The sequence below is a fragment of the Neolewinella agarilytica genome, assembly GCF_900110645.1.
GTDB classification, from domain to species: Bacteria; Bacteroidota; Bacteroidia; order Chitinophagales; family Saprospiraceae; genus Neolewinella; species Neolewinella agarilytica.
Genome location: NZ_FOFB01000002.1, coordinates 167,651 through 190,286 on the forward strand (window position 1 = coordinate 167,651; position 22,636 = coordinate 190,286).

Consider the following 22,636-nt stretch of genomic DNA (forward strand, 5'->3'; position numbering starts at 1 on the left):
AAGCCCAAAACCGGCGATCAGGGCCAGGAGATTCCCGGAAAAAAGAATGGCTTTGCGCAGCACGATGAAGTTACTTCTGATTGGAGGCCCGGAAGAGGAAGTCTTTTTCCTCTTTGCTCAGGCTGTTATAGCCCTTGTCCTTAATCTTATCCAGAATGGCATCGAGTTGTTCCTGATGGCTCATCCCCGCCCTTGGGCTATTATCGTCTTGCTGCCGGTCTCTGGCTTTCCCGCCCGCCTTACGCATAAAGGATGGGCGTGTTTTGGTGGCTGTTTCCTTAACGGACTTCCCCGCCCGGTAGGCGGCCCTGGGGCCACTGCGTTGCTGATGGTCCGGACTGGGCTTCATCAGGTTTTGCCAGCTCTTAGTGACCCAGTTCAGTGCGTTGCCAACGGGCTTCGTCAGATCACTGCCACGCTTCAGGTAGAAAACAAACAGAAAGCCCATAATGATGCCTCCTATGTGGTCGATCGTTCCCCCGATATTGTCCATCGTTCCCAGCGCCAGAATCTGGGCGAATATGGCGAAAAACACCAGGTACTTTAGCCGGATAGTACCCAGGATGAAAAGTCGAATAGGGTAATCAGGCACGTAAATGCCAATGGCCGTTACGATGCAGAACACCGCTCCGCTGGCACCGTAAGCAATGCTGGGGCCAGCTCCCAGCCCCGTAAGGTTGTAGGCCAGAAAGTAGGCGGCGAAGCCCGCCAGCCCTCCCGTTATGTAGAGCGGAAGTACCCGATGGTCGCCCAGTAGGTCGCCAAATATCCGACCAAACCAGAAGAGGTACAACATGTTCCAGAGCAGGTGGAAAAAGGCCTCGTGGAAAAACATGTGGGTGAGCAGCGTCCATGGTCGGAAGAGCATGTGCTTCCAGTCATGGGACACCGCCATCATGTCAACGATGGTGCCGTAGAGTGCCGGCGTTTCCATGCCGTTGAAAATCCGTAGCAAAACCCAGACAATACTGATCGTCATCCATATGGCGACGTTCACAATGATGATCTTGTTGATCATATTGCCAATACTAAATTCGTTGCGGACGTCGTCCCAGATAGATTGTAGCATAGTCTTTTCGCTGCTGCGTAATAAGAAAACACCAAAGGGAGGAATAGTTGTGTCTCTGGTCCGGGAAATCCTGCTTTTCGTCGTTAAAGACTATTTGGGCGCCGGAGCGCAGGTGCAATGAGGGCTATATCGGAAACAGCTGATCTCCGCTTTTTGGGAAAAAACACCCCTGTTGGTCATCGTCTACTCCTTACGCAAGCGTCGTAATACGGCGAGGTCTTTAAACGCCGTCCGCGCCTCCTGCGCGGGGTAGCCGAAATACTCCCGCCCGCCTTCCAGGTTTTTGCTTACACCGGATTTTGCAAGGATGATGCATCGATCCCCAATCACCAGGTTCTGAGCGACGCCCACCTGCCCCTGAAACACACAACGGTTGCCTATGGTGGTGTTACCCGCAATACCGACTTGTGCGGCCAGGAGGCAGTGCTCCCCGATCCGGCAATCGTGCCCAATCTGTACCTGAGCGTCCAGCTTAGTCCCCTTGCCAATGGTGGTCGTTGACGATACGCCCCGGGCAACGGTACAGTTCGGCCCGATCTCTACCCGGTCTTCGAGGCGGACACTGCCGCCGCTCCGCCAGGAAGTAAAACCGTCCTCTCCGCCTTTGAAGTAAAAAGCCTCTCCGCCAATGACCGTTCCCGGACCAATAACCACGTCATCTCCAATACTGACGCCTTCCCCGATAACGGCGTTTGCCCCGATCATGCAGCTTTTACCAATAACGACATCGGCTCCGATGACCGCCCCCGGCTCTACGTAAGTTCCGGCGCCAATGCGGGCACTGGGGGCAATGCTTTCCGCCGTCCGGCGGAGCGGGCGCTCTTCCCAGACGAGTTTGTTGTAAGCCGCGAAGGGCTCGCGGATAACGAGCAGAGCTTTGCCCGCCGGGCATTCCCGCCGGCTGTCAATCAGAAGGACAGACGCCGCCGATGCGAGGGCTTTACCGTAATACTTGGGGTGATCCACAAAAGAAAGGTCCCCGTTCTCTACGTGGTGGATCTCATTAATGCCCGTAATGAGGAGTTGGCCGTTACCCACCAGCTCCGCCCCGAGGCGATCAGCTAGTGCAGCAGCAGTAATGGGAGTAGCGAGTTTCATGTTTGGCGAAATTTCTGTGAGGGAATATGGAGAGTGCGCAACCTTGCAGCCAGGATAATAGAACTTTCAGGTTTTTTGCCAAGCCTTGTAAGCGCCGTGGCTCGAAGAGCTTTGTAACACAGGTTTGGGGTTTAGCCTAAATAAGGCCAAAAAATATTGGCGAATAAACACTAATCCGTAATCACCCCCTTTAGCTGGTATTTATAGTAGGAAACGCCCGGGCCATACACCCAGCCGACTTTCCCGTCGGCCAGTTGAATCTTTACCCAGGGGGCCGTTGGTGTAATGTCACCCAGGTCAATGGTGTAGAGTGAGTCCGTCACTTCTCCCATGAAGGTGACTTCCGTGTAAAGCGGTAGGCGGGCCAGTACCCCATTCTTCAGGCTGGGGCCGGACCGTACGTTCAGGCCATTGATCGTAGAGTAGAGCGGGGTTACCTTCTGGACGACTACCTCCGAAGCAGGAATCCTGACGACACTGTCTCCCGGCAGGGGTTGTGTCCGGGCTCTTAGCAGTGCCTGCGCACGGGCTTCGGCTTCCGCGTCAATTTCAGCATTCCGCTGCGCGGCGTCTTCGACGCGCCGGATGCTGTCCAGGTAGTTCTCGCGTGCTTCCGCCTCTGCTACCATTGCGTATTCCCGGTTGCCGGAATCGCATTGCTTCATGGCCCAGAATAGAAAAATGAGTGTCACCAGTGACATCAGGATGAAGGGCACCAGCCGTGCGTTATTCGTTTTTTTAGTTGCCATTAGTATTTAACCTAGTTAGGGACGGGGTAAAGATAAGGACAGCGCCCAAAGGGCGCCTTTTAATCTATTGTCAGTAATACTTGTCCCGGCTTTCTGAAGCAACAGCATAGTCGACTGCAATCAAAACGAGCAACTTTAATCATCGTTCCCGACTTTTACCATCAATCAACCTAAAAACAGTATACCGATGAAAAAAATAGCCGTTTTAACTGGCGCCGGCGTCTCTGCGGAGTCGGGCATTGCTACTTTCAGAGATAGCAATGGCCTGTGGGAAAACCACCGCGTTGAAGACGTCGCCAGCCCGGAAGGATTTGCCCGCGATCCCGGCTTGGTACTCAACTTTTACAACCAACGTCGTGCGCAGCTCCATACGGTGGAACCCAATGCCGGCCATCACCTGGTCGCCGCACTGGAAGAAGATTACAATGTCACCGTTATTACCCAGAATATTGATGACCTGCACGAACGGGCGGGAAGTACCAACATCATCCACCTTCACGGCGAATTGCTGAAGGCCCGACCCGCAAGAGGTGATGGCGAAGTAGTAAACTGGACCGGAGACATAAAGCTGGGGGATACGGATGACAAGGGAGTGCAAATGCGACCCCACATTGTTTGGTTCGGGGAGGGTGTTCCTGAAATAGAAAACGCGGCAGAGGTGGTGAGTGAGGCAGACCTGATTATTATTATAGGGACTTCTATGCAGGTGTACCCCGCAGCAGGCTTAGTGGGCTATGCGGCCAACTCTGTGCCAGTTGTCTATATAGACCCTAAGCCAACCATCAGCTACGAACTGAAGCGTAGAGGGAACATTCATCTCATTGAAAAAGGCGGAAGCGAAGGCATGGCCCTGGCCCGGAAAATGCTGCCTGAACTGTTGAACGATTAAGCTGATGCCAAAAACGCCAGATAAGAGCTTCAGAAGTTTTAATCTCTAAATGACAAATACGCAGCGTAGAGAGAGACAAATGATAAAACAGACGTCTGGTTTTAAGCGGTTGATTTTTTTGTTGTCTTTAAGACCGTCAAGGGAAATTTATCGTAGGTAGTATCCTGCTAATATTATGTAGCTGCAGTTGTGGAATTGTTTTTACTGATGCCATTAGGCAAAATATCAGACTTAAATCCAGCAAATACTGTATGTTACAGCGTATTCAACAGGCTACATTGCCCTTAACGGTGGGTTAAAATTATACTTGATTGGTAAATGACTGAGAACAACCAGAGATACTCCATAACCTACGACCTCACAAATTGTGATAAAGAACCGCTGCGTTTTATCAGATGTTGTCAGGCGCACGCCCGAATGCTGATAGTCCTTAAGGGAAGCTTTGAGCTGGTGGCTTACAGCGAAAACTGGGCTTTCCCTTCTGATGGAGTAACTACGGGACCAATTGGTCAACCTTTGGAGAATCTTATCTCCAAGGACTTTTGTCAGGTCTTCAGAATTCACGTTGAGCGGTCAGGTGCTGATTTGCACCATCCTCTGCACTTCTCTTATGTGCTGCCTGACGGTAGCCTTAGGCTGGAGAACGTTATCGTGCATGAACAAGACGATTACTTTATTCTGGAGTTTGAACAACGCGAAGACAAAGTAATTGCCGGGAACTTCATGCTGGAGGTTGATCTGGCACTACGGAATATCCAATCCTGTACTTCTCTGGAAGAGACTTTCAGTAGTGTGGTTGGAGAAGTCAGAAAGTTGACCGGTTTTGATCGGGTTATGCTTTATGGGTTTGACGAGGACTATAACGGAGAGGTTCTGGCCGAAGATTTACATCCTTCTCTTTCTCCCTTTCTGGGCTTGCGTTACCCCCATACCGATATCCCCCGGCAAGCCAGAGCGCTGTACCTCAGTCAGGAAATTCGACAGGTTGTCTCCACGGCAGAAAACAGTGATGCCCTGCTGATTATGAATCCAGGCGAAGTGATAAATCTTACCCAGGCCGATAACCGCGGGGTCTCGCCAATCCATCTTGAATACCTTAGGGCAATGGAGGTCGGTGCGAGTATGAGTATCGCGATTATTTTTGAAAACCGGCTATGGGGCTTAATCGCTTGTCATCATGGAACCGAAAAAATCATCGATTACCGCCTGCGAAGAATTTTGAAATTTCTCGCCCGGGTGGTTTCCGGACATATTGCCCTGCAACGGGGAGCTGATTATCAGGAAGGCGTCCGCGTAGCCTCCGAAATCCGGTCAAACCTGGTCCATCGGATGAATGAGAGTCTTGAGATTCAGGAAACCTTAGTTAAGGAAGAAAACCAATTGCAGGAGCTTGTACATGCTCATGGAGCAGCAATCCTGCTTAACGGTGAATTTCAGCGAATAGGTAATTGCCCGACAGACCGTGAACTGGAAGGTCTCATCCAGTTTTTAGCCACTAAAGAGAGGAATTGCTGGTACACTAACGTCCTCTTTACGGAGTATCCACCCAGCCGGGGTTTTAGCTCTCCTCCGGCAGGTTTGCTTTCTCTTCGGCTCACCCGGGAGCCTGCAGAATACATCATCTGGTTCCGGCCCGAAACTGTCCAGTCTGTAGACTGGGGCGGCCAGCCAGAGCAGCGTAAGCACATTAAAGATGGGCGGGTGAGGCTTCACCCGGAACTCTCTTTCGAAAAATGGACTGAATTAGTAAAGGATAAGGCGCTCCCCTGGAAGTCTTACGAAATTGATGCCGCCATGGCCTTGAGGAATGATCTCAAAGAGATTATCTTGATGAAATTCCAGCAGGTAAACGGTCTGAATACCAAGCTGATCAGGGCCTATGACGAAATGGAAAGTTTCAGCTATACCGTTAGCCATGACTTGAGAGCTCCCCTCCGGAGTATTAAGGGCTACGCAAAAATACTGGAGGAAGACTATGCAGAAGCACTGGATGAATACGGACTTTCTGCCATCAATGTTATCCTCGATAATGTCGACAGGATGAACCAATTCATTTCTGATATGCTGGAGTTCTCACGCCTCGGGCGTTCAAAGACCCGGATTGAAGCGGTGGAACTTACGCCGATGGTCAATCGAATATGGCAGGATATCCACGGTGAGCAATCACCCAGGTTAGATCTTCGGTTTGACGTTAAAAAGCCCGTCCTTAATACCGGCCTGATTCAATTGCAGCAGATATGCCTCAACTTACTGACTAACTCCATAAAATACGCTCGGGATATCGATGCCCCCTGGGTGAAATTCAGCTCCTACGATGGAGAGAACGCTACGGTCATTGAGGTTGCTGACAATGGCATTGGTTTTAATATGAAGCACGCCAACAGTATTTTTACCGTTTTTAACAGGCTGGTTCCTGACGGAAAATATGAAGGCTCCGGTATCGGGCTGGCTATAGTAAAACAGATGGTAGAGAAACTACACGGAACCATCAGCGTTCAGAGTACACCCGGAGTGGGCACTACATTCACTATTCATCTTCCTGATAACGCCGGTTAAACACAAAGGCAGACTACCGTAATTATTCTCTACAATATGATTAAAGAAGTTCTAAATATTTTCCTGCTGGAAGACCGTCCCGCTGAAGCCGAATTGACTAAACGCGCCGTGTTTAAATTTGCCCCTAATGCCATGTTCACCATGGCGGATAGTGAAGAATCTTTCCTGGAGAAAATCCATTGGGGGAAGTACGACATTATGCTGGCGGATTATAACCTGCCCGCTTACAATGGCCTGGAGGCTTTGCTCTACGTTAAGGAACATCTGCCGGATCTTCCCTTTGTCTTCGTTACCGGCATGCTCAACAATGAGCAGAAAGCAGCAGATGCTATTCTGGAGGGTGCTAACGGCTACGTAATCAAAGAGAACATGGAAAACCTGCAGCCTACCGTAGTGCGGGTGCTGGAAGAATCAAATCAGCGAAGAGAAAAGGCCCGTCTGGCCGCTGAAAAAACGGCTACAAGAAAGCTAATGCTACAGAAAGCTTTGGGTATGCTTGAACAGGCCGCAGATTTTCCTGATCGGGAGGTAATCCTCGATAGCCTTCGTAAAGCCATGGAAGACGATGATCAAGCCTGATTTGACTCTTTCCTCCGCAGCCGCTTACCTGAAACAGGGCACCCGGGAAGAACATTTGCTGACTGAGCAGGCGCTTTCCTCAGCAAAAATTATGCGCTCAGAAATCAGTAGGTTGGAGTATACGCACTTGTTGCTTACTCATCATAAGCTGTGGTCCGCTGCAACGACAAGCATATTTGGAGAGGAAAAAACACTCCTTCCTTATCAACCTCTGGCCCTGAAACTTCAGGAGTCAGTTGGCAATGACCTTACTGAACTGGGCATGAAACTGCCACCGGTTGAAGACCTGTTCGCAGCACAACAGCAGACCGCCGGGAAAATGGGCGTTGCTTATGTATTGCTGGGGGCTGGGCTTGGTGCAGGTATGATGCTCCCCCGGCTGCGCAATTGCCCGGAGTTGAAAGCGTACGATGCTTTCCGGTTCTATAGCAGCAGCGCAGCACTCCGTATGACCGACTGGAAGCGCTTCAGGAACCTCCTCGACGAGGTGGTGGCAGGCGAGGAAAATCGGCAGTCAGCACTCTCTGCTGCAACAAGCACTTTCGGTGCCTTCCGTCATTTTTACCAATCTTTTTCTGCCAGCAGTAAAAAATAACGCTTGTATAACAGTAATTTTATGGGGTGGAGCGAACAAACCGAATGGTCTAACCGCTTAAGTTTTAAGAACTTTCCATAAAGTGTTGTCTTTTTAGCCACCAATAAACCATGAACTCCAACCAGTTCCTTCAAAAAATACTGGAACCCAGCCAGCAACAGCTGGTGGTTGCAATGGCCGTTACCCGATGGTCAGCAGGCTCGATCATTACCGGTGATCAGGTGGATGAGTTTGTAAAAACACATGATAACGTAACCGCCCTTCAATTTGATGTTGAAGAAAACCCTGAACTGCTCCGGTATTTCAGAATCGGGCAGGTGCCTACCGTCATCGTGCTAAAGAACCGGGAAGTGGTTGATGTCATTTCCGGACTGACGAATAAGAAGCGTCTCTTCAACCGACTCAACAAGCACCTGGCCTGAGCGGGCGGCCTTATACCCCAAACTGGGTAAAGTGGTGATCCATATGCTTCCAGAACTGGTTGCTCCACTCCTGGCTGCTCATTTTTCCGAAGGAGGGACTCACGCGGCCTTCGTAAGCAGCAGCACCTTCGGCTTCGACGGCATTCATGTTTGCGATGAGCTTAGCTTTTTCCGTTGCAAAATCCCGGTCACCCTCAATGATAAAAACAGGAGCCGTTTGCCCGTTCTTAGCGTAGGGCTTTGAGCCTACCACTATCTTTTTGACGAACATCTTGAGCATGAGGCGCATGAAAGGGTTGTAGCTCACGGGGAGCTTGCCGTTGGTAATGTCGTAGGCGACATTCAGATGCGCCAGCATCTGGCCAGCATTCATCTTTCCCCACTGCGGGGTAGTGTCAGCGGATATGCCCTCAAGGCGGGTGAGCATAGCTTCGGTGGTGGCAGTGTCAAAAATAGAGGGGTACATAGTATGGTTGTTTTTCTCTAAGACGAATGGGGCGACTAAAATAGGACAAGTTTGAGAATCAAAAGATGTTCTGGGCGCGGCCGCAGGTGCAATGAGAAGGACGAATGCGCAAAGTGTTCCGCTTCCCGTAGTCCTAATGTATACCGGCGGGGCTACCTTTGTCGTTCTCAACCTTCCGGCCAAGAAAGACCGCCCCGCCTGATGAACGACTTTACCCACTCTGCTCTTTTACCATTCCTTCGCACCTGCGTCCGCGCCCTGATGCTCCTGTTGCTGGCCGCTCCGCTTGGCGCACAGGTGAGCACCGCTTCCATCACGGGTAAAGTGACGGATTTGCTGAGTGACCGCCCGGTCGACTTCGCCACCATCTACATCAAAGGCACCACCCGCGCCGTGGAAAGCGGCACTACCGGCCGCTACCTCATCTCCGTCCCCGCTGGCGAAGACTTCCAACTAGTCTTCAGCCGCCTCGGCTACCGGGAAACGGTGGTCGACATCGCCGCCCTGCCGGAAGGCAGTGGCAAACAGATCGACGTCGCCCTGGCCCCGACGGAGAGTACCCTCGAAGTCGTCGTCCGCGAAAGCAAGATCGAAGAAGGCGGCATGATCCGCGAACAACCCGAAGCTCTGCGCCTGCTGCCCTCCGTGACCGGTAACCTGGAAAGCCTCCTGCCCCACATCGCCCTTGGGGTCAGCTCCGGATCGGGTGGAGAACTCACAAGCCAGTACAACGTCCGTGGCGGTAACTACGACGAAAACCTCGTCTACGTCAACGGCTTCGAGATCTATCGCCCCCAGCTCATTCGCGCCGGACAGCAGGAAGGGCTCACCTTCGCCAATATGGATATGGTGCGTAGTCTGAGTTTCAGCTCCGGTGGCTTTGAGGCCCGCTACGGCGACAAACTCAGCTCGGTGCTCGACATCAAATACAAGCGGCCGGACAGCCTCCGCATGGGGCTGCAGGCCAGTTTGCTGGGCGGCTCCGCCTACCTGGAAGGTAGTTCGAAAGCCAACGCAAAGGGCCTCAAAAAACTACGCTACCTCGTAGGCGCCCGCTACAAAACGACCGGCCTGCTGCTCGGCAGCCTGGAAACCACCGGGGAATACATTACGGACTTCGCCGACATCCAGACTTACATCACCTACGACTTCAGCCCGCAGCTGCAACTCGGGCTGATTGCGGATTACAACCGCAGTATCTACAACTTCACCCCCGAAGAACGCAGCACGGCCTTCGGCGGCTTCTTCGAAACGCTGCAACTCTTCACCCGCTTCGACGGGGCCGAGCGCAACGACTTCCTGACCCAGATGGGCGGGCTCTCCCTGACCTACATTCCGGAACGGGACAAGAATCCGCTCTTCCTCAAGTTTCTGACCTCGGCTTTCCGCTCCGACGAAAACGAAGCCATCGCCATCGGCGGAGACTACAGCCTGGGGCAGCTGGACACCGATCTGGGCTCCAGCACCTTCGGTGAGGTGCTCAACGAGCTGGGCTCCGGCACCCAGCAGCAGTTTGTGCGCAACTTCCTGGACATTCAGGTCTACAACGCCGAGCTGCGCGGCGGGCTGGAGATTGCCTCCGAAGACGTCGACAGCGACGCCAACAAAAGCCACTTTTTGCAGTGGAGCGTCAAGGCCCAGAACGAGCGCGTCAATGACTTCATTAACGAATGGGAGCGCCTGGACTCGGCGGGCTACAGCTTGCCCTACAACGAAGACGCCGTCGAGCTTTTCTCTACCCTGAAAACGGAGAACGAGCTCAACAGCGTTCGCTTCACCGGTTTCCTGCAGGATACCTGGACGAAGCGAATCGAGGATAAATCCGACCTGCGCATCAGCGCCGGTGTGCGCTTCAATTACTGGGACCTGAACAAAGAAACCGTCATCAGTCCCCGTGCTCAGGTTCTCTACAAACCCCTCGGCGGCACGGCGGATATCACCTATAAGCTGGCCGTTGGCCAGTACGCTCAGCCGCCCTTCTACCGGGAGATGCGCCGCCCGGACGGCTCGGTGAACACCGACCTGAAGAGCCAGAAATCCACCCACTTCGTTGGTGGCATCACTTCGGACTTCTACTACGGTAAGCGCAACCCCAAGAAGTTCCGCTTCATCGCTGAGGCTTTTTATAAGAACCTCACGGATCTGGTGAGTTATGAGATCGAGAACGTCCGCATCCGTTATTCCGGAGAGAACGACGCCACGGGCTACGTGGCGGGCATCGACCTGCGTCTGAACGGAGAGTTCGTGCCCGGGGCGGATTCCTGGCTGAACCTCAGCCTGCTGCAGGCCAAGGAGAAACTCAATGACGTTACTCACCTGGAAGTAGTGGGCCGCGACGCAGAAGGAGAAACCATTACCGAGGAAGTGGAATACGTGGCCCGACCCACGGATCAACTTTTCCAGCTCAGCCTCTTCTTCCAGGATTACCTACGCAACAACGAGAACTTCCGCACCCACGTTAACCTGACCGTTGGCGGGGGGCTGCCCTTCGGCATCCCCGGTAACAACCGGGAGATACGTAATACCCTGCGCTTCGATACTTACCACCGGATTGACATCGGCTTCAGCCTCCGCCTCTACGAACAGGGGAAGACAAAGCAGAACCTCTTTAAATTTTCCCGCGCTACCCACCTGAGCCTCGAGGTCTATAACCTGATGCAGGTCGCTAACCAGGCGGGTAACACCTTCATTAAAACGATCGGACTGCAGCAATACGCCGTACCGAACCGATTGACGGGGCGGCGGATTAATTTGCGGTTGGCGATGGATTTTTAGGGTAGCATCGGCTTCAGCCGATGGCTAGCAAGCGAAGCGCGAAGCGTTTTCCTTAAAGTCTACGCCTTGAGGTCCCATTAAAATGCCTTTTCACCAAAGACACCACCTCCTTCTCCTCATTCGGATTTTTCAGGAGGAAATGAGTTTTGAGTTCCCGGTCGGGCATTTTTATGGTGATGATATTGTTAAACCCCGTTCCCTTAAAGTAGGCGTGTTGTGAAAAAGACAATTCCCCTTTATAGCCCCCGATGTCTAAGTCGATTGCCGTAATTTTTTCGGGCGTGAGCAAGGCTCCTTCTTCTCCGAACTTCAGACCAGCTGGAGAAATGAAAAGGGTTTGCTTTAGGAAAAAGAGGTAATGGTATCGCGAAAGGATAAAAAAGAAAAGTAGGAGGACGGGGCCGATGAACCTGAGAATAGGGTTATCTAGGGCAAAGAAAATAGTGTAGAGAATGGTGGCAAAACCTAGCCCGAAGGAGAGGCCTAGGAGTAATCGTAAAGTCTTGTAAGACGCCGGAGTGAGGACAGTACATTGCATTGGAAAATGAATGTAGTGATAAGTTTGGATAGGGCAACCCGTCATTGATCGGGGTGGGGGAGATAGTTGCTGGAGCCAGGACGGTTAGTTTGACGAAGTCCACGTCTTCTCCGCTAACATCCGAGGGGTATTGAGCGTCACCAGATTGAGCAGGTCTAAGCAGGAATTTTTGCAGAAATAAAACTTATAACGTATTTTTACGTTAATTAACGTAGTATGCAGAAATTAACTAAAGCACAAGAGGACATCATGCACTTCGTCTGGGAACTGGGCGAGTGTACCGTTGGGGATTTGCGGAGCGCCATTGAAGCGCGCGACGGGAAGAAGCCGGCGCACAGTACGGTGTCGACGCTGATTCTGGCGCTGGATGATCGGGGCTTCGTAACTCATCGGAAGTATGGGCGGACCTTCGTTTATACCCCGGCGGTGAGCCGGGAGGAATACGGCCGGCAGAGCCTGGGGCAGCTGATCAAGAAGTTCTTTAGTGGCTCTCCGTCGTTGGCAGTCAGCCAGCTGGTGGAGCACGAAAACCTTAGCCTGGAAGAGCTCAACAGCCTCGTCCGTAAACTCGAAGAAGAATGACACCTGACATCCTGGAATACCTGTTACGGGCCACCGCCATTTGGGCGGTCTTACTGGCCTATTACTTCGTGAGTGGACGGCGGGAGGGCTTCCGCTTTCAGCGAATTTTGCTGTTGGGGGGCTGGCTGTTTGGCTTGCTGGTGCCGCTGCTGCCGGCGCTGGCGGTGGGTACAAGCCTGCCGGTGAAGAGCCTGCCGACGGCCAGTTACGTGGCGCCGGTTTTTGTAGCGCAGGCGGGCGAAGTAGCCGTGGAGAACAGCTGGAATTTGCTGGATGCGCTACCGTGGATTTACCTCCTGGGCGTGATCATTTTCGGGGCGCGGACGCTGGTGCAATGGCGGTTTGTGCAGCAGTGTTTGCGCGGCGGCGAGCGAAGCACCTACGCTGGTTACCCGGTGGTGCGGAGCGGCTTGGTCCGGAGTCCGTTTGCGGCCCGGGGCTATGTCTTTCTCCCCGAGCAGATGCCCGATGCGGCACTGGAAAACACGGCGCTCCTCCACGAAACATCGCACCTGCGGGCGCGCCACCACTACGACAAATTGTTACTCACCCTCGGCGGCATCGTCTTCTGGTTTCACCCGTTCGTATGGGTCTACCGGCGGCTCCTCGCCACCGTACACGAATATGAGGCCGACGCGGCCGTGCTCCAATCGGTGCCGGCGCGGACCTACGGCCTCCAGCTCCTCCACTGCTCGTTGGGCCCGACCGGCAGCCTGGGGCTCTTTTCTTCACCCTTACAAAAACGAATTAAGATGATTACTGATAAAAATACTAACCGAAGCCTTCGCTTCCTGCCCCTATTCACCCTTTGCCTGCTCCTGCTGGGCTTGGTGGTGGCTTGTAGTGATGTGGCGGAGGAGATTGTACTGACCACCACCGAAGAGGCCGTAAACGTTAATGACCCGGCCTATTTCCGGTATGGAGAAGAACCCCCGGGAGAAACCTCTGTGAAGGCCTTCCTGACCGATATGTATAAAACGGTGAGGTACCCTTATGAGGCAAGGGAATCCGCAACTGAAGGAGATTTTAGGGTTAGTGCAGTAGTGGACATAAACGGGAAACTGCAAGACTATGAGGTAAGCCCTATTAGTGCGGATGAAAGAAAAGATGGTAAGGCTCTTGAGCAAATTGTTGTGGTTGGATACCCCACTACGCCGCTGACTACGGATCGAAAGCATCCGGAAAGCCTAAGTCGTGAATCATTACTCACGGTTATTCGAAATTTGGACAAGTTTCGTCCTGCATCGGTCGAGGGACGCCCTACCCCGATGCAATTTACAGTGGATTTTATCTTCAAACTGGAAAAATAAGTTTAACTCTCAGCTTTGACACAGCGGACGCTCGAAGGTCCTTTCAGGACGCTTCGAGGTCCCTTCCATAGGTTTCCAGAACCTTGTAGCGTCGCGTAGCGACTTGCAAGCGTTCGGGCTTAGGTAAACTCGTTATCCTCCGCCTTCGTCCAGTTCTCCAGCATCAGCCCTTCAATACGGCTCATGTGTTTGGTGTTATTGGAAACCAGCGTCATGCCATGATGCAGGGCGGTGGTGGCGATGAGGAGGTCGAATTCTGGGATTAAGTTGCCATCCTTACGGAATCGGGCTTTTTCTTTTCCGTAAGTATTTAAGGAATCAAGGATAGGTAAAACAGTGGCCAGACTCATTATTCGCTGAGCGTCATTTTTATGGCTTTCGTAATCGTTACTCTGGTAAGCGCCGAAGGTTAACTCCGCGATAGTAATTGCAGAAACGAAACAATTGATGATTCCTACTGATATAACCTTCTCCCTAACAAAAAACTTTTGTTGTAAGATGAAGATACATATGTTTGTGTCTAGTAAATATTTAGCCATCTAGATTAATTTCTCGTGTTGAAATTGTTCTGCTGCTAATTATTTGTTCTGCTAAATCGTCTGGAGTTGAATCTTTCCAGGCTCCACTTAATTCGTCTAATACTTCCAAGCGTTCTTCCTCCGTCAAGTCCTCAGCCCTGGGAATCCCTGCATGCCAAGCCTCCTTCCCTGAAGGATTCTCCGCCACCCGCATATTCGCCGGCGGCCAGGCCGAGGCGGGCTCCTCCACCGTATTAGTGGCGGGCGGGGAGGTAACCGTTTCGGCTTCTCCTGTCACCATTGTTTCTGAAATCCAATGAATCAGCTTGATCCGGTCAGCGACCGAAAGCTTCAGGATGGCTTCTTCAAAATTTTCCAGTCCGGTATCTACGGGAGCGCCCATAATTCAGGTCTTTTAAGTTTGCTTTAAAGATACAACGAGCCCAACTTTCCAATAGTTCCTATCTTTACTCTTACGTTTTGGGCATTTGCCCCCTTAGTTATCCCCCCCCAGTTATGTTACTTTTTACGATTCTAATTACCCTGTTTACGGGTACGGCCCCGGTACACGATTACCATGTCTCTAAGACTAACGTACGCTACGTCGCTGAAAAAAGCGAGGTACAGATAGAGATGCACGTTTTCGTCGAAGATTTGGAAAAAGACCTGATCGCCGCAGGTGCACCCACCCTGGAGTTAGGTACTAAACGGCAGCACCAGGAGGCTGACCGCTATCTGGAAACTTATCTCCGGCAGCACTTCCGCGTCAAGTGGAACGGTGAGTACCTGCCACTGGAAACGATCGGGTACGAGCTCGCGGATGATCTGCACGGCTTTTGGATCTACCAGGTAGCTGTCGTAGAGTCGGCACCGGAAACGATCCACTTCTATAATTCGATGATCACGGCTACCTACGCCGACCAAAAGAATATCCTCAAGTTTTATAATGGCCGCGAGCGCTCCGCTACGCTCCTGATGAGCAAGGATCGGGCAGAGGCGGAGTGGAGTAGTTTGTAGACGGTAGAGCGGTAGAGCGGTAGACGGTAGGCTTTAGATCGACTCGCTCTAAAATAGGTTGGAACAAATTATGTCAACTACCCGCCGACGCGGGATTTTTAACTGTCGTTCTATTTTAGGACGAGTCAGAGAAATTGTATCTCTACAGTCTACAGTCTACAGTCTACCATCTACAGTCTACCATCTACTTCCCCTTCACTTTCAGGATTTTCACCTCCACCCGCTGGTTACGGCGATTACACTCCATATCATTGCTGGTGCAAACGGGTTTACTCTTCCCGTAGCCTCTGGGCAGCATCCGCTCGAAGCCGATGTTGTAGGTTTTCAGGTAAGAGACTACCGTTTTCGCCCGGTCCGTACTCAGGTCGTTGGCAAAAGTGCTACTGGCCCGGCGGCTGGCGTGGCCACCGATTTCCACAATGATGTCATCATTTTCCTGCAGGAAGCCTACAATCTCTTGCAGGGCGTCTTCGCTGGCTTCTTCCAGCTCAGCGCTGTTGGCCTTGAAAGTGATGTTCTCGATGGCGAAGACCTGGCCTTCCTTAAGCGCGGCTTCTGTTCGGCCCAGACGGACAGTTGGCTCCTTCGGGGGAGCATTCCCGACGGGCGTAGCCGGGCTGGTTTGGGTGCCGCCACGAGGCACTACGGGTTGTACCTTGATTTGCTTATCGGGATCCGTGATGGCAACAGCATCGACGGGCTCTTCGTAGGGGAGAGAAAGGTCCGTTCCACAATCGATAGGGCGGAGGGGCTGGGCATTGTCTACCAACACATTTCCGTTGTAGGGGAACATGATGGGTTGCTTGTAGTAAGCTTCCAGGATGATGTGGGTATAAGCGTCTCCGGGTTTGATCTCGAAGCGGTACTCTTGCCAGTCGTAGTTGTCTACCAGTGCGGATTCACCAATCAATTCTCCCCGGTCACAGATGGAGTAACCACCGAAAATGCGGAGTTTGATGGGCGTAACGTAGTTACTGGGTTGGTTCGTTTTCCGGCTTCGGCTCAGGTATACTTCCGAACGGGCCAGGTGAACACGAAATTCATAACACTGGTCTGCTTTCATCGGCTGACCGAGCTGCTGCCCAACGCTTTCATAAGTCTCGTTCTCCCGGGTTACCATGCCGAGATAGGTGTTGCCGGCAAAGGCTGGCTTGCTGACCCGGAACTCAAACTTGGGGTCTGGCTGTACATCAGGTGGGGTTTCTCCGGGGAAGCCGCAGTTCGTCCAGCCGCGGGGCGGCTGGCTGTTGCGGGGCATGTCTTCAAAGGAAGGATTCCGCAGGAAGATCAGGTCTTCCGTGTCCTGAGCAGTGGCTCCGCCGACGAGCAGAAGAGCTAAGCAAAGATTTAGGGCGCGTAGGTATGGACGCATGTGCAACTACTTGATTTACCGTAGTAACGTTTAGGATTGGGTCGCTGTTGTAAATAGCGACCTTTTGGTGCTAAGAACCAGGGTTTTAGACTGGTTGGAACGGTAAAGTACGGTGTTTTGGCGTCCCGGTTGCTGTCGGGGCCGGTACAAGAACAAAAGTTTAACAGCAGGTTTAGGTGATGTCGGACCCCTTACAGCTGCTCCTCCTTCATCACTCCGGGGTGACTTTCCCGGAAAGACTGCATCAGTTTTCTACTGGGAATAAAGCGCATGGTGCGCCCAAAACTCCCGATGCCGTTGAGCTCAATGGTGGCAATTTTAAACAGCAGGATACGGGAAGTGGTTACCCGCTCCACGTCGCGATCCCAATGGTAAAAGGCTGTGCGGAAATAATTGCTCACGAACACTTTCTCCCCGTCAGTCTCTACACGCTTAAGCGGCCAGAAAAGGAAGAAAAATAACAGAATGCTCATAACGAGGGTAAAGAGCATGGCCCAGCGAAAGGACGTCAGCGGAATCCCCCGAAAGTATTTTGCTTCCGCCAACCAGGCAACGAGCGTAAGCCCGCTAAGGATGGTCGTCCAGAAAACCGGAACGAATATCTTCAGAAAAAGAGTGGAATTGGAGGAAAGTCGGTGCATGGTTAGTCAGTTAGCCCAATATTACTCCTCTTTCTGTAATCAGTAAGCGTAAGCAATAAAAGACGGGACTGCAAAGGTAACGGGCCGGAGCATAAAGAGAATGTCATATTTAGTCTTGTAGTATGGTGGTCTTGTAGTTCGGTAGGCTGCCGAATTTTATAGGTTTTATAGGCGGCAAAGTGCGATAGCTATGAAGTTCGAAACTTTTCCTCCAACGTGCGGAAGCCTACCAGACAACCGAACTACCAGACTACTTACAGTACAACACCCACGCCGGCGGCAAATTCGCCCAAACCCGATGTGTTTCTACGGAGTCGAATGCTTGTTCGTAATAATTTTTGGTCTTCAGGCTGTAGTGGACCTGATTGTAGCAACCACCGGGGCGGAGGTTATCCCGGGAGGCTTTAACGATGCTTTTGCCAAGTTCTACGGGAAGAGCGGCGAAGGGGATAGCGGAGATGATGTGATCGGCCTTGTCCGCTCCGATCTGATCAAGCCAGTGGCGGATGTTTTCGGCGCTGTCTTGTGCTACTACGAGACGGTCATCGCCCAGGGCACGCATGTCATCGCAGAGTTCGGGGCTGACTTCGAAGGCGATTACTTTTCCTTCCGGGTGTAAACGTTTCAGGATGTATTCAGTGATGACGCCGTCACCGGCTCCCAGCTCAACGATGGTCCGTGCCTTATCGAAATCAATACGGTCGATGGCTGCTTTACAGAGGGCCGGGCTGCTGCGGGTAAGCGTACCGGTGGTGCGCAGATTTCGGATGCCTTCCAGAAGAAATGAGAAAGTAGACAATGATTCCTTGGTTGAGGTGGTGATCAAGTTGCAGGCCAATGTTTGGCAACCTGCCGGGCTGCAAGCTAGTAAAATAAGTTGGAGGGGGGCTTTAGCCATGCTCCAAAAACCTTCCTTTGCATCCTGCGTCCGCGCCGCTTAATCAAGTGCACGATGTGCTGCGCAGTAAATCCTTTCCCTGCGGGAGGCACTCCATCGCTGGCTTCGCCGCTCTTGCGTACCTCACTAAGCGTTTGGACCCGTCCCTATCAGGACTAGAGACTATTCATGGCGTTAAATTCATCGTTCTATTGGGAATATGATGGTGATTCGATTTTACCACATATCGCCTTGCGGCAGCTAAATCCAAAATCGAGAACCGAGAATCAAATATACCTACTGCATCTCCTCCCGCGGCTCCACGTAATAAACGACGTAAATGTCGCGGCTTCCGTAGCCTTCCTTGCGGTCGCTGGCCAGAAAGCCCGTAAAAGTGTCTGAAGCCAGCCGAAAGTGGGTGTCGTCTCCTGCGGAGTTGAGCGGCATCCCGGCATTTTCGGGAACTGTGAACCGGTTCTCCGTTCCCGCCACCCGATAGGTGCGAACGACGTCAAAACCACCGACGCTGATCGCCGGATCATTGCTGCTGAAGTATACCGTGCGCCCATCTTTTGCTACGAAGGGGCACACTTCATCGTAAGGACCATTGACGTTTGGCCCCAGGTTTTGCGGCGGCCCAAAGCGCCCGCCGGGCAGGCGGACCATACGGTAAAGATCCAGCCCGCCGTAGCCGCCCGGCCGGCGGCTGGAAAAGTAGACCGCATCCGCCGCGCCGAAGAAAGGTGTAACATCTCCCATAGCAGGAGATATCGGCGCACGGGGCTGTATCGTTACCAGCTGGTTATTCCCCGCACCACTAAAGGTGTCAATCAGAAAGCGCCCGTCAGTGGCGTCATTCCCACGGTAGTAGTAGAGTCTTTGCCCGTCGGGGCTGATGTCCAGCAGGTTTTCCTGACCGCTGGTGTTGAGTAAGGGGTTTACCGGGCTCGGCGGTGACCAGCCCAGGTCAGAGGCCATTGTCGCAACGATGTCCGTCTGCCCCCGGTTGCCGCTAATATCCGGTCGCAGCAAACTGAAATAAAGACGACCACTGCCCGTAGGACTCGGAATGGGGCCAAACTCATCATTCTCCGTATTTACCGTAGCGCCCATATTCTCGGCTACCATCTCATCATTGACAAAGCCCGCCCGGATACCGTTGTCAACGTTGCGCAGTAAACGAACGACCGTTTTTCGCTCCGGCCCGTCACCGCTCAGGCTGCGCAGATAACGCTTATACTCCGTAGCGGCACGGACAAACCGGTGCTGGGCGTGATACACCCGCCCAAGGTAAAACCAGGCTAAAGGGTAACCGTCCTTCTCTTGCTCCGTGATGGTGAGCAAACCTTGCTCGGCCGTAATCAGATCATTGGCGTGAAACTGGCAGACGGCAAGGAGAAGCCCTGCTTCTGCATCAGACTCCGTGAGGCCTCTGGCACTTTGCAAAGTCCGGATGGCACCGGCGTAATCGCCCGCTGCGAACTCGCGCTGGGCGCGATCCATTTTGTCTTTCTTTTGGGCGGAGAGGGGAAGGGAGAAAAAGGCAACAAGCAGTAAGGTGAAAAGGGGGTAGAGGGAAAGAGAGAAAAGATACTTGCTACCCATTACTCCTTTGCTCCCTTTTTCCTTTACTTCTTTCCCCTTTTCCCCTTTACACATCCGTTCTGTTTTTGTCAAAAGCCTCCAGGTAATCTCCGATCCGGCGCAGGAAGCTCCCGCCCAGCATACCGTCAACAACACGATGGTCATAGCTTAAGGACATGAACATCAACTGCCGGACGGCAATAAGATCACCATATTCCGTCTCTACTACTGCCGGTTTTTTGCGAATAGCGCCAACGGCAAGAATGGCTACCTGAGGCTGATTGATAATGGGGGTGCCCATAACGTTACCAAAGGTGCCAACGTTGGTCATCGTGAAGGTGCCGTCCTGAATCTCGTTGGGTTTCAGTTTGTTCTCGCGGGCACGGCCAGCAAGATCGTTCACGGCTTTGGTGAGGCCCAGCAGATTCAGCTGGTCCGCATTCTTGATGACGGGAACGATGAGGTTTCCGGTTGGCAAAGCCGCCGCCATTCCAATGTTGATGTTGGCTTTCTTAATGATCTTATCTCCGTCCACGGAGATATTCACCATCGGAAAATCACTGATGGCTCTGGCAACAGCCTCGATGAAAATGGGCGTGAAGGTGATCTTCTGCCCGTGTTTTTTCTGGAATTCACCTTTGACGCTGTTTCGCCAGTCGACGATGTCCGTCACGTCTACTTCAATGAAGCTGGTTACGTGTGGGCTGGTGGCTTTAGACATCACCATGTGCTCCGCGATCAGCTTGCGCATCCGGCCCATTTCCATGATTTCATCCTGGCCGGAGGCCGTCATGGGAGCAGGAGCAGTCCGTATTGGCGCGCTTTGTCCCTTAACATTACTTTGCTGTTTGCCGTGGATAAACTCATTCGTCCGTCGCTTGAGGTACGCGACCATGTCGGCTTTGTTCACCCGTCCGTCTTTGCCCGTTCCGGGGATCTGGTCGAGTTCCGCCTGACTAATATTTTCCTGCTTTGCCATCGTGCGAACGAGCGGGCTGTAGAAACGCCCGGCAGAGGTTTTACCGATGGTGCTGGACGCTGCTTGCATAGTAGCCGGGGCAACAGGGGGCGCGGGCGCAGGTGCAGGGGAAGGTGGAGGAGCAGGGGCTGGCTTCTCCGCCGGCTTCGCCGCGGCGGAGTCCGAGACCGCCTCTCCCGTTGCCGGGCTGGCGGCAATATCGGCTCCTGCTTCCGTTTCGATGAGGGCAATGACTTGCCCTACGGCAACTACATCATCTACATTGAAGAGGATTTTGGCAATGGTTCCGTCTACGGGGGAGGGGACTTCGCTGTCCACCTTGTCCGTTGCGATTTCGAGAATGGTATCATCGACCTCTACGGTATCACCGACCTGCTTGACCCAGTTAAGGATCGTTGCTTCAACGATAGATTCGCCCATTTTGGGCATGATCAGCTCTACTTGAGCCATGGCGTTGCTGTTTTTGGTTGCGGATGGTTAGGCCGACGTTATTTGGTTAGAGTACAAAATTACGCAATCCGGAAGGGATAAGCACCAAAAAAAGAACCTCCTTACCCAATCATACAAGGGTAGGAGGCTCACTTTACACTCACTAGTATATGAAACTTAATCAACTATATTCTTTAACCGACTGAGTCGGGAATTTGTTACACTTACGCTGAATTTTTTCCGCCAACGTCCGTCAAACGACCTATTGGTCTGATCCCGGGCTGCTCACGCTGGGCATTTTGCCGGATTTTGCCCGGAAAAGCTTCCACCAGAACATCGGTTTTACGAGTTGCTTCCGCAATTCAAAGTCAGTGTACATTCTACAGAGTACTTCAATCACCTTAGGGTTGGCTGCAACGATGCCAGTAAGGAAATTAGTTAGCCATTTTATCTGCATTATCTGCTGCATCCGGTAACTAAGGCGTAGTTCCGTACGCAATACCCGGGCGATGCGTACATCGTAAGCCGAAAGGAATTCTGCATCAAAACGGTTTTCTGCCAAACACTTTTCTGCCAGTTCGGCGGCAATGAAGCCTGAATAGGTCGCATTACCAATTCCCTCACCGGTAAGTGGGTCAATGAGGTGACCTGCGTCACCCGTCAGCAGATAGTTGTCTCCCGAAAGCACCCGGTCTTTGGAGCCTAAGGGTAAGCCATAGCCAGCCGTTGGGTCTACCTGCTCGGCGTTAGCGAATCGCTCGCGAAAGTCCGGGGATGCTACGATCTCATCGAGTGCTTCGCGAAGGTTGATCTTTTTCTTCTTGACGATGTCAGACCGCATGCCGAGACCAATGTTGGCCTGCCCGTCGGGCAGTGGGAAGATCCAGAAGTAGCCTGGGTTATACTTCTCCAGGAAGTGCAGCTCGATGAAGTTGTCGGGGTGAAAACCCGTTACTCCTTTATAGTAAGCCCGCACGGCGGCGGCGTGGTGGTCGTGGTCTACTTCCTGCCCGGCTTCCTTGCGGCTGAAACGACTGTGGGCTCCGCTGGCATCAATCAGTAAACGGCAATCCCAGCTTTCGCTTTTGTCTTTGGTGGTAATAGTATAACCACGCTCGGTCTTTACCCAACTGCCGATTTCTGTGTTGAGTCGCAATTCGATATTCTCCCGTCGCTGCACTTCCTCGATCAGGAAGGCATCAAAGTCCATCCGCTTGCTAACGTAGCCGGGGGCCTCGTCCGGGATGCGCTCGTAGCCAACCTTAAAGGGAAGCTCGATCAATTTCTTGGAAGGAGGATAAAAGCGAATGCCCCAAACATCAATGGGCGTGAATCGTTTGCGAAAACGGTCCATGATGGCTGGGTCGAGACGATTCAGGAGGGTGGGAACTTTACCACTCAGGGCGTCACCACAGATTTTATCACGAGGGAAGGTTGCCTTATCAATCAGTACACACGGAATGTTCAGATAGGAAAGGCGTAGGGCCGTTGCTGCGCCGGCGGGGCCAGCGCCAATAATGGCGATATTGGTAGTATGGGAAGACATGAGGGCGAAGGTACGGGAGTTGATTCTAATTCTTGCTATGCCTGG

21 protein-coding genes are annotated in these 22,636 nt (G+C 52.5%); 9 read left to right on the forward strand and 12 right to left on the reverse strand.

What is annotated here, in order from left to right; genetic code table 11:
* Window positions 1-70: 70 nt before the first annotated feature.
* From BM123_RS02955 to BM123_RS02965, 3 genes are all read right to left on the reverse strand, one after another.
* The gene (locus BM123_RS02955) at window positions 71-1,069 is read right to left on the reverse strand and encodes a rhomboid family protein (RefSeq protein ID WP_090165327.1); all 999 of its coding nucleotides are present in this window, start codon (window positions 1,067-1,069) and stop codon (window positions 71-73) included.
* Window positions 1,070-1,252: 183 nt separating this feature from the next.
* Window positions 1,253-2,167: a UDP-3-O-(3-hydroxymyristoyl)glucosamine N-acyltransferase gene (locus BM123_RS02960; protein WP_090165328.1), complete on the reverse strand. Its 915-nt coding sequence runs from the start codon at window positions 2,165-2,167 to the stop codon at window positions 1,253-1,255.
* Between the two features lie 170 nt (window positions 2,168-2,337).
* On the reverse strand, window positions 2,338-2,916 hold the full coding sequence (locus tag BM123_RS02965) for an SH3 domain-containing protein (RefSeq protein ID WP_090165329.1): 579 nt from the start codon (window positions 2,914-2,916) through the stop codon (window positions 2,338-2,340).
* 187 nt (window positions 2,917-3,103) lie between these two features.
* On the opposite strand from BM123_RS02965, the gene BM123_RS02970 reads away from it, so the two are divergent.
* From BM123_RS02970 to BM123_RS02990, 5 genes are all read left to right on the forward strand, one after another.
* Window positions 3,104-3,805, forward strand: a complete 702-nt coding sequence (locus BM123_RS02970; RefSeq protein ID WP_090165330.1) for an SIR2 family NAD-dependent protein deacylase — start codon at window positions 3,104-3,106, stop codon at window positions 3,803-3,805.
* Window positions 3,806-4,123: 318 nt separating this feature from the next.
* Entirely contained in the window at window positions 4,124-6,361 is a 2,238-nt protein-coding gene (locus BM123_RS02975; protein ID WP_090165331.1) for an ATP-binding protein, read from the forward strand.
* Window positions 6,362-6,397: 36 nt separating this feature from the next.
* Window positions 6,398-6,940 (forward strand): response regulator, encoded by a 543-nt coding sequence (locus BM123_RS02980; protein WP_090165332.1) that lies wholly within the window; start codon window positions 6,398-6,400, stop codon window positions 6,938-6,940.
* Window positions 6,927-7,535: a biliverdin-producing heme oxygenase gene (locus tag BM123_RS02985; RefSeq protein ID WP_090165333.1), complete on the forward strand. Its 609-nt coding sequence runs from the start codon at window positions 6,927-6,929 to the stop codon at window positions 7,533-7,535. The genes BM123_RS02980 and BM123_RS02985 overlap by 14 nt, the downstream gene beginning before the upstream one ends.
* 110 nt (window positions 7,536-7,645) lie before the next feature.
* Complete coding sequence (locus BM123_RS02990) at window positions 7,646-7,957, forward strand: thioredoxin family protein (RefSeq protein ID WP_090165334.1); 312 nt, start codon at window positions 7,646-7,648, stop codon at window positions 7,955-7,957.
* A gap of 10 nt (window positions 7,958-7,967) precedes the next feature.
* On the opposite strand, the gene BM123_RS02995 is transcribed toward BM123_RS02990, so the two are convergent.
* Complete coding sequence (locus BM123_RS02995) at window positions 7,968-8,423, reverse strand: DUF1569 domain-containing protein (protein ID WP_090165335.1); 456 nt, start codon at window positions 8,421-8,423, stop codon at window positions 7,968-7,970.
* Window positions 8,424-8,624: 201 nt separating this feature from the next.
* Here BM123_RS02995 and BM123_RS03000 point away from each other — a divergent pair, with 201 nt between their 5' ends.
* The 3 genes from BM123_RS03000 to BM123_RS03015 all read left to right on the forward strand — a co-directional run bounded on the left by BM123_RS03000 (window position 8,625) and on the right by BM123_RS03015 (window position 13,628).
* Window positions 8,625-11,198 (forward strand): TonB-dependent receptor, encoded by a 2,574-nt coding sequence (locus tag BM123_RS03000; protein ID WP_090165336.1) that lies wholly within the window; start codon window positions 8,625-8,627, stop codon window positions 11,196-11,198.
* 754 nt (window positions 11,199-11,952) lie between these two features.
* A complete protein-coding gene (locus BM123_RS03010; RefSeq protein ID WP_090165338.1) occupies window positions 11,953-12,318 on the forward strand; it encodes a BlaI/MecI/CopY family transcriptional regulator in 366 nt (121 codons plus the stop codon).
* Window positions 12,315-13,628 carry a M56 family metallopeptidase gene (locus tag BM123_RS03015; RefSeq protein WP_090165339.1) on the forward strand — a complete coding sequence of 438 codons (1,314 nt, stop codon included), beginning with the start codon at window positions 12,315-12,317 and terminating at the stop codon, window positions 13,626-13,628. The genes BM123_RS03010 and BM123_RS03015 overlap by 4 nt, the downstream gene beginning before the upstream one ends.
* Before the next feature lie 119 nt (window positions 13,629-13,747).
* Here BM123_RS03015 and BM123_RS03020 read toward each other — a convergent pair whose 3' ends face one another.
* Window positions 13,748-14,167 (reverse strand): type II toxin-antitoxin system VapC family toxin, encoded by a 420-nt coding sequence (locus BM123_RS03020; RefSeq protein WP_090165340.1) that lies wholly within the window; start codon window positions 14,165-14,167, stop codon window positions 13,748-13,750.
* A complete protein-coding gene (locus BM123_RS03025) occupies window positions 14,160-14,549 on the reverse strand; it encodes a hypothetical protein (protein WP_090165341.1) in 390 nt (129 codons plus the stop codon). Before BM123_RS03025 ends, BM123_RS03020 begins: the two co-directional genes overlap by 8 nt.
* A 113-nt stretch (window positions 14,550-14,662) precedes the next feature.
* On the opposite strand from BM123_RS03025, the gene BM123_RS03030 reads away from it, so the two are divergent.
* The gene (locus BM123_RS03030; protein WP_090165342.1) at window positions 14,663-15,163 is read left to right on the forward strand and encodes a DUF6702 family protein; all 501 of its coding nucleotides are present in this window, start codon (window positions 14,663-14,665) and stop codon (window positions 15,161-15,163) included.
* Window positions 15,164-15,347: 184 nt separating this feature from the next.
* Here BM123_RS03030 and BM123_RS03035 read toward each other — a convergent pair whose 3' ends face one another.
* From BM123_RS03035 to BM123_RS03060, 6 genes are all read right to left on the reverse strand, one after another.
* Window positions 15,348-16,535 carry an OmpA family protein gene (locus BM123_RS03035; protein WP_090165343.1) on the reverse strand — a complete coding sequence of 396 codons (1,188 nt, stop codon included), beginning with the start codon at window positions 16,533-16,535 and terminating at the stop codon, window positions 15,348-15,350.
* A gap of 191 nt (window positions 16,536-16,726) precedes the next feature.
* Window positions 16,727-17,176: a hypothetical protein gene (locus tag BM123_RS03040; RefSeq protein WP_090165344.1), complete on the reverse strand. Its 450-nt coding sequence runs from the start codon at window positions 17,174-17,176 to the stop codon at window positions 16,727-16,729.
* A 250-nt stretch (window positions 17,177-17,426) separates the two neighbouring features.
* Entirely contained in the window at window positions 17,427-18,002 is a 576-nt protein-coding gene (locus BM123_RS03045; protein WP_175489229.1) for a class I SAM-dependent methyltransferase, read from the reverse strand.
* 348 nt (window positions 18,003-18,350) lie between these two features.
* Complete coding sequence (locus BM123_RS03050) at window positions 18,351-19,712, reverse strand: tetratricopeptide repeat protein (RefSeq protein WP_175489230.1); 1,362 nt, start codon at window positions 19,710-19,712, stop codon at window positions 18,351-18,353.
* The gene (locus tag BM123_RS03055) at window positions 19,705-21,066 is read right to left on the reverse strand and encodes a dihydrolipoamide acetyltransferase family protein (protein WP_090165347.1); all 1,362 of its coding nucleotides are present in this window, start codon (window positions 21,064-21,066) and stop codon (window positions 19,705-19,707) included. The genes BM123_RS03050 and BM123_RS03055 overlap by 8 nt, the downstream gene beginning before the upstream one ends.
* Before the next feature lie 241 nt (window positions 21,067-21,307).
* On the reverse strand, window positions 21,308-22,591 hold the full coding sequence (locus BM123_RS03060) for an NAD(P)/FAD-dependent oxidoreductase (RefSeq protein WP_090165348.1): 1,284 nt from the start codon (window positions 22,589-22,591) through the stop codon (window positions 21,308-21,310).
* Window positions 22,592-22,636 lie beyond the last annotated feature (45 nt).

Bases quoted from the DNA above. Each gene is read 5' to 3' on its own strand.
- BM123_RS02955 (WP_090165327.1), bottom strand. From the start codon at position 1,069: ATGCTACAATCTATCTGGGACGACGTCCGCAACGAATTTAGTATTGGC.
- BM123_RS03030 (WP_090165342.1), top strand. From the start codon at position 14,663: ATGTTACTTTTTACGATTCTAATTACCCTGTTTACGGGTACGGCCCCG.
- BM123_RS02965 (WP_090165329.1), bottom strand. From the start codon at position 2,916: ATGGCAACTAAAAAAACGAATAACGCACGGCTGGTGCCCTTCATCCTG.
- BM123_RS03050 (WP_175489230.1), bottom strand. From the start codon at position 19,712: ATGTGTAAAGGGGAAAAGGGGAAAGAAGTAAAGGAAAAAGGGAGCAAA.
- BM123_RS02960 (WP_090165328.1), bottom strand. From the start codon at position 2,167: ATGAAACTCGCTACTCCCATTACTGCTGCTGCACTAGCTGATCGCCTC.
- BM123_RS03060 (WP_090165348.1), bottom strand. From the start codon at position 22,591: ATGTCTTCCCATACTACCAATATCGCCATTATTGGCGCTGGCCCCGCC.
- BM123_RS03025 (WP_090165341.1), bottom strand. From the start codon at position 14,549: ATGGGCGCTCCCGTAGATACCGGACTGGAAAATTTTGAAGAAGCCATC.
- BM123_RS03015 (WP_090165339.1), top strand. From the start codon at position 12,315: ATGACACCTGACATCCTGGAATACCTGTTACGGGCCACCGCCATTTGG.
- BM123_RS02970 (WP_090165330.1), top strand. From the start codon at position 3,104: ATGAAAAAAATAGCCGTTTTAACTGGCGCCGGCGTCTCTGCGGAGTCG.
- BM123_RS02975 (WP_090165331.1), top strand. From the start codon at position 4,124: ATGACTGAGAACAACCAGAGATACTCCATAACCTACGACCTCACAAAT.
- BM123_RS03010 (WP_090165338.1), top strand. From the start codon at position 11,953: ATGCAGAAATTAACTAAAGCACAAGAGGACATCATGCACTTCGTCTGG.
- BM123_RS03055 (WP_090165347.1), bottom strand. From the start codon at position 21,066: ATGGCTCAAGTAGAGCTGATCATGCCCAAAATGGGCGAATCTATCGTT.
- BM123_RS03040 (WP_090165344.1), bottom strand. From the start codon at position 17,176: ATGCACCGACTTTCCTCCAATTCCACTCTTTTTCTGAAGATATTCGTT.
- BM123_RS03020 (WP_090165340.1), bottom strand. From the start codon at position 14,167: ATGGCTAAATATTTACTAGACACAAACATATGTATCTTCATCTTACAA.
- BM123_RS02995 (WP_090165335.1), bottom strand. From the start codon at position 8,423: ATGTACCCCTCTATTTTTGACACTGCCACCACCGAAGCTATGCTCACC.
- BM123_RS02990 (WP_090165334.1), top strand. From the start codon at position 7,646: ATGAACTCCAACCAGTTCCTTCAAAAAATACTGGAACCCAGCCAGCAA.
- BM123_RS03035 (WP_090165343.1), bottom strand. From the start codon at position 16,535: ATGCGTCCATACCTACGCGCCCTAAATCTTTGCTTAGCTCTTCTGCTC.
- BM123_RS03000 (WP_090165336.1), top strand. From the start codon at position 8,625: ATGAACGACTTTACCCACTCTGCTCTTTTACCATTCCTTCGCACCTGC.
- BM123_RS02980 (WP_090165332.1), top strand. From the start codon at position 6,398: ATGATTAAAGAAGTTCTAAATATTTTCCTGCTGGAAGACCGTCCCGCT.
- BM123_RS02985 (WP_090165333.1), top strand. From the start codon at position 6,927: ATGATCAAGCCTGATTTGACTCTTTCCTCCGCAGCCGCTTACCTGAAA.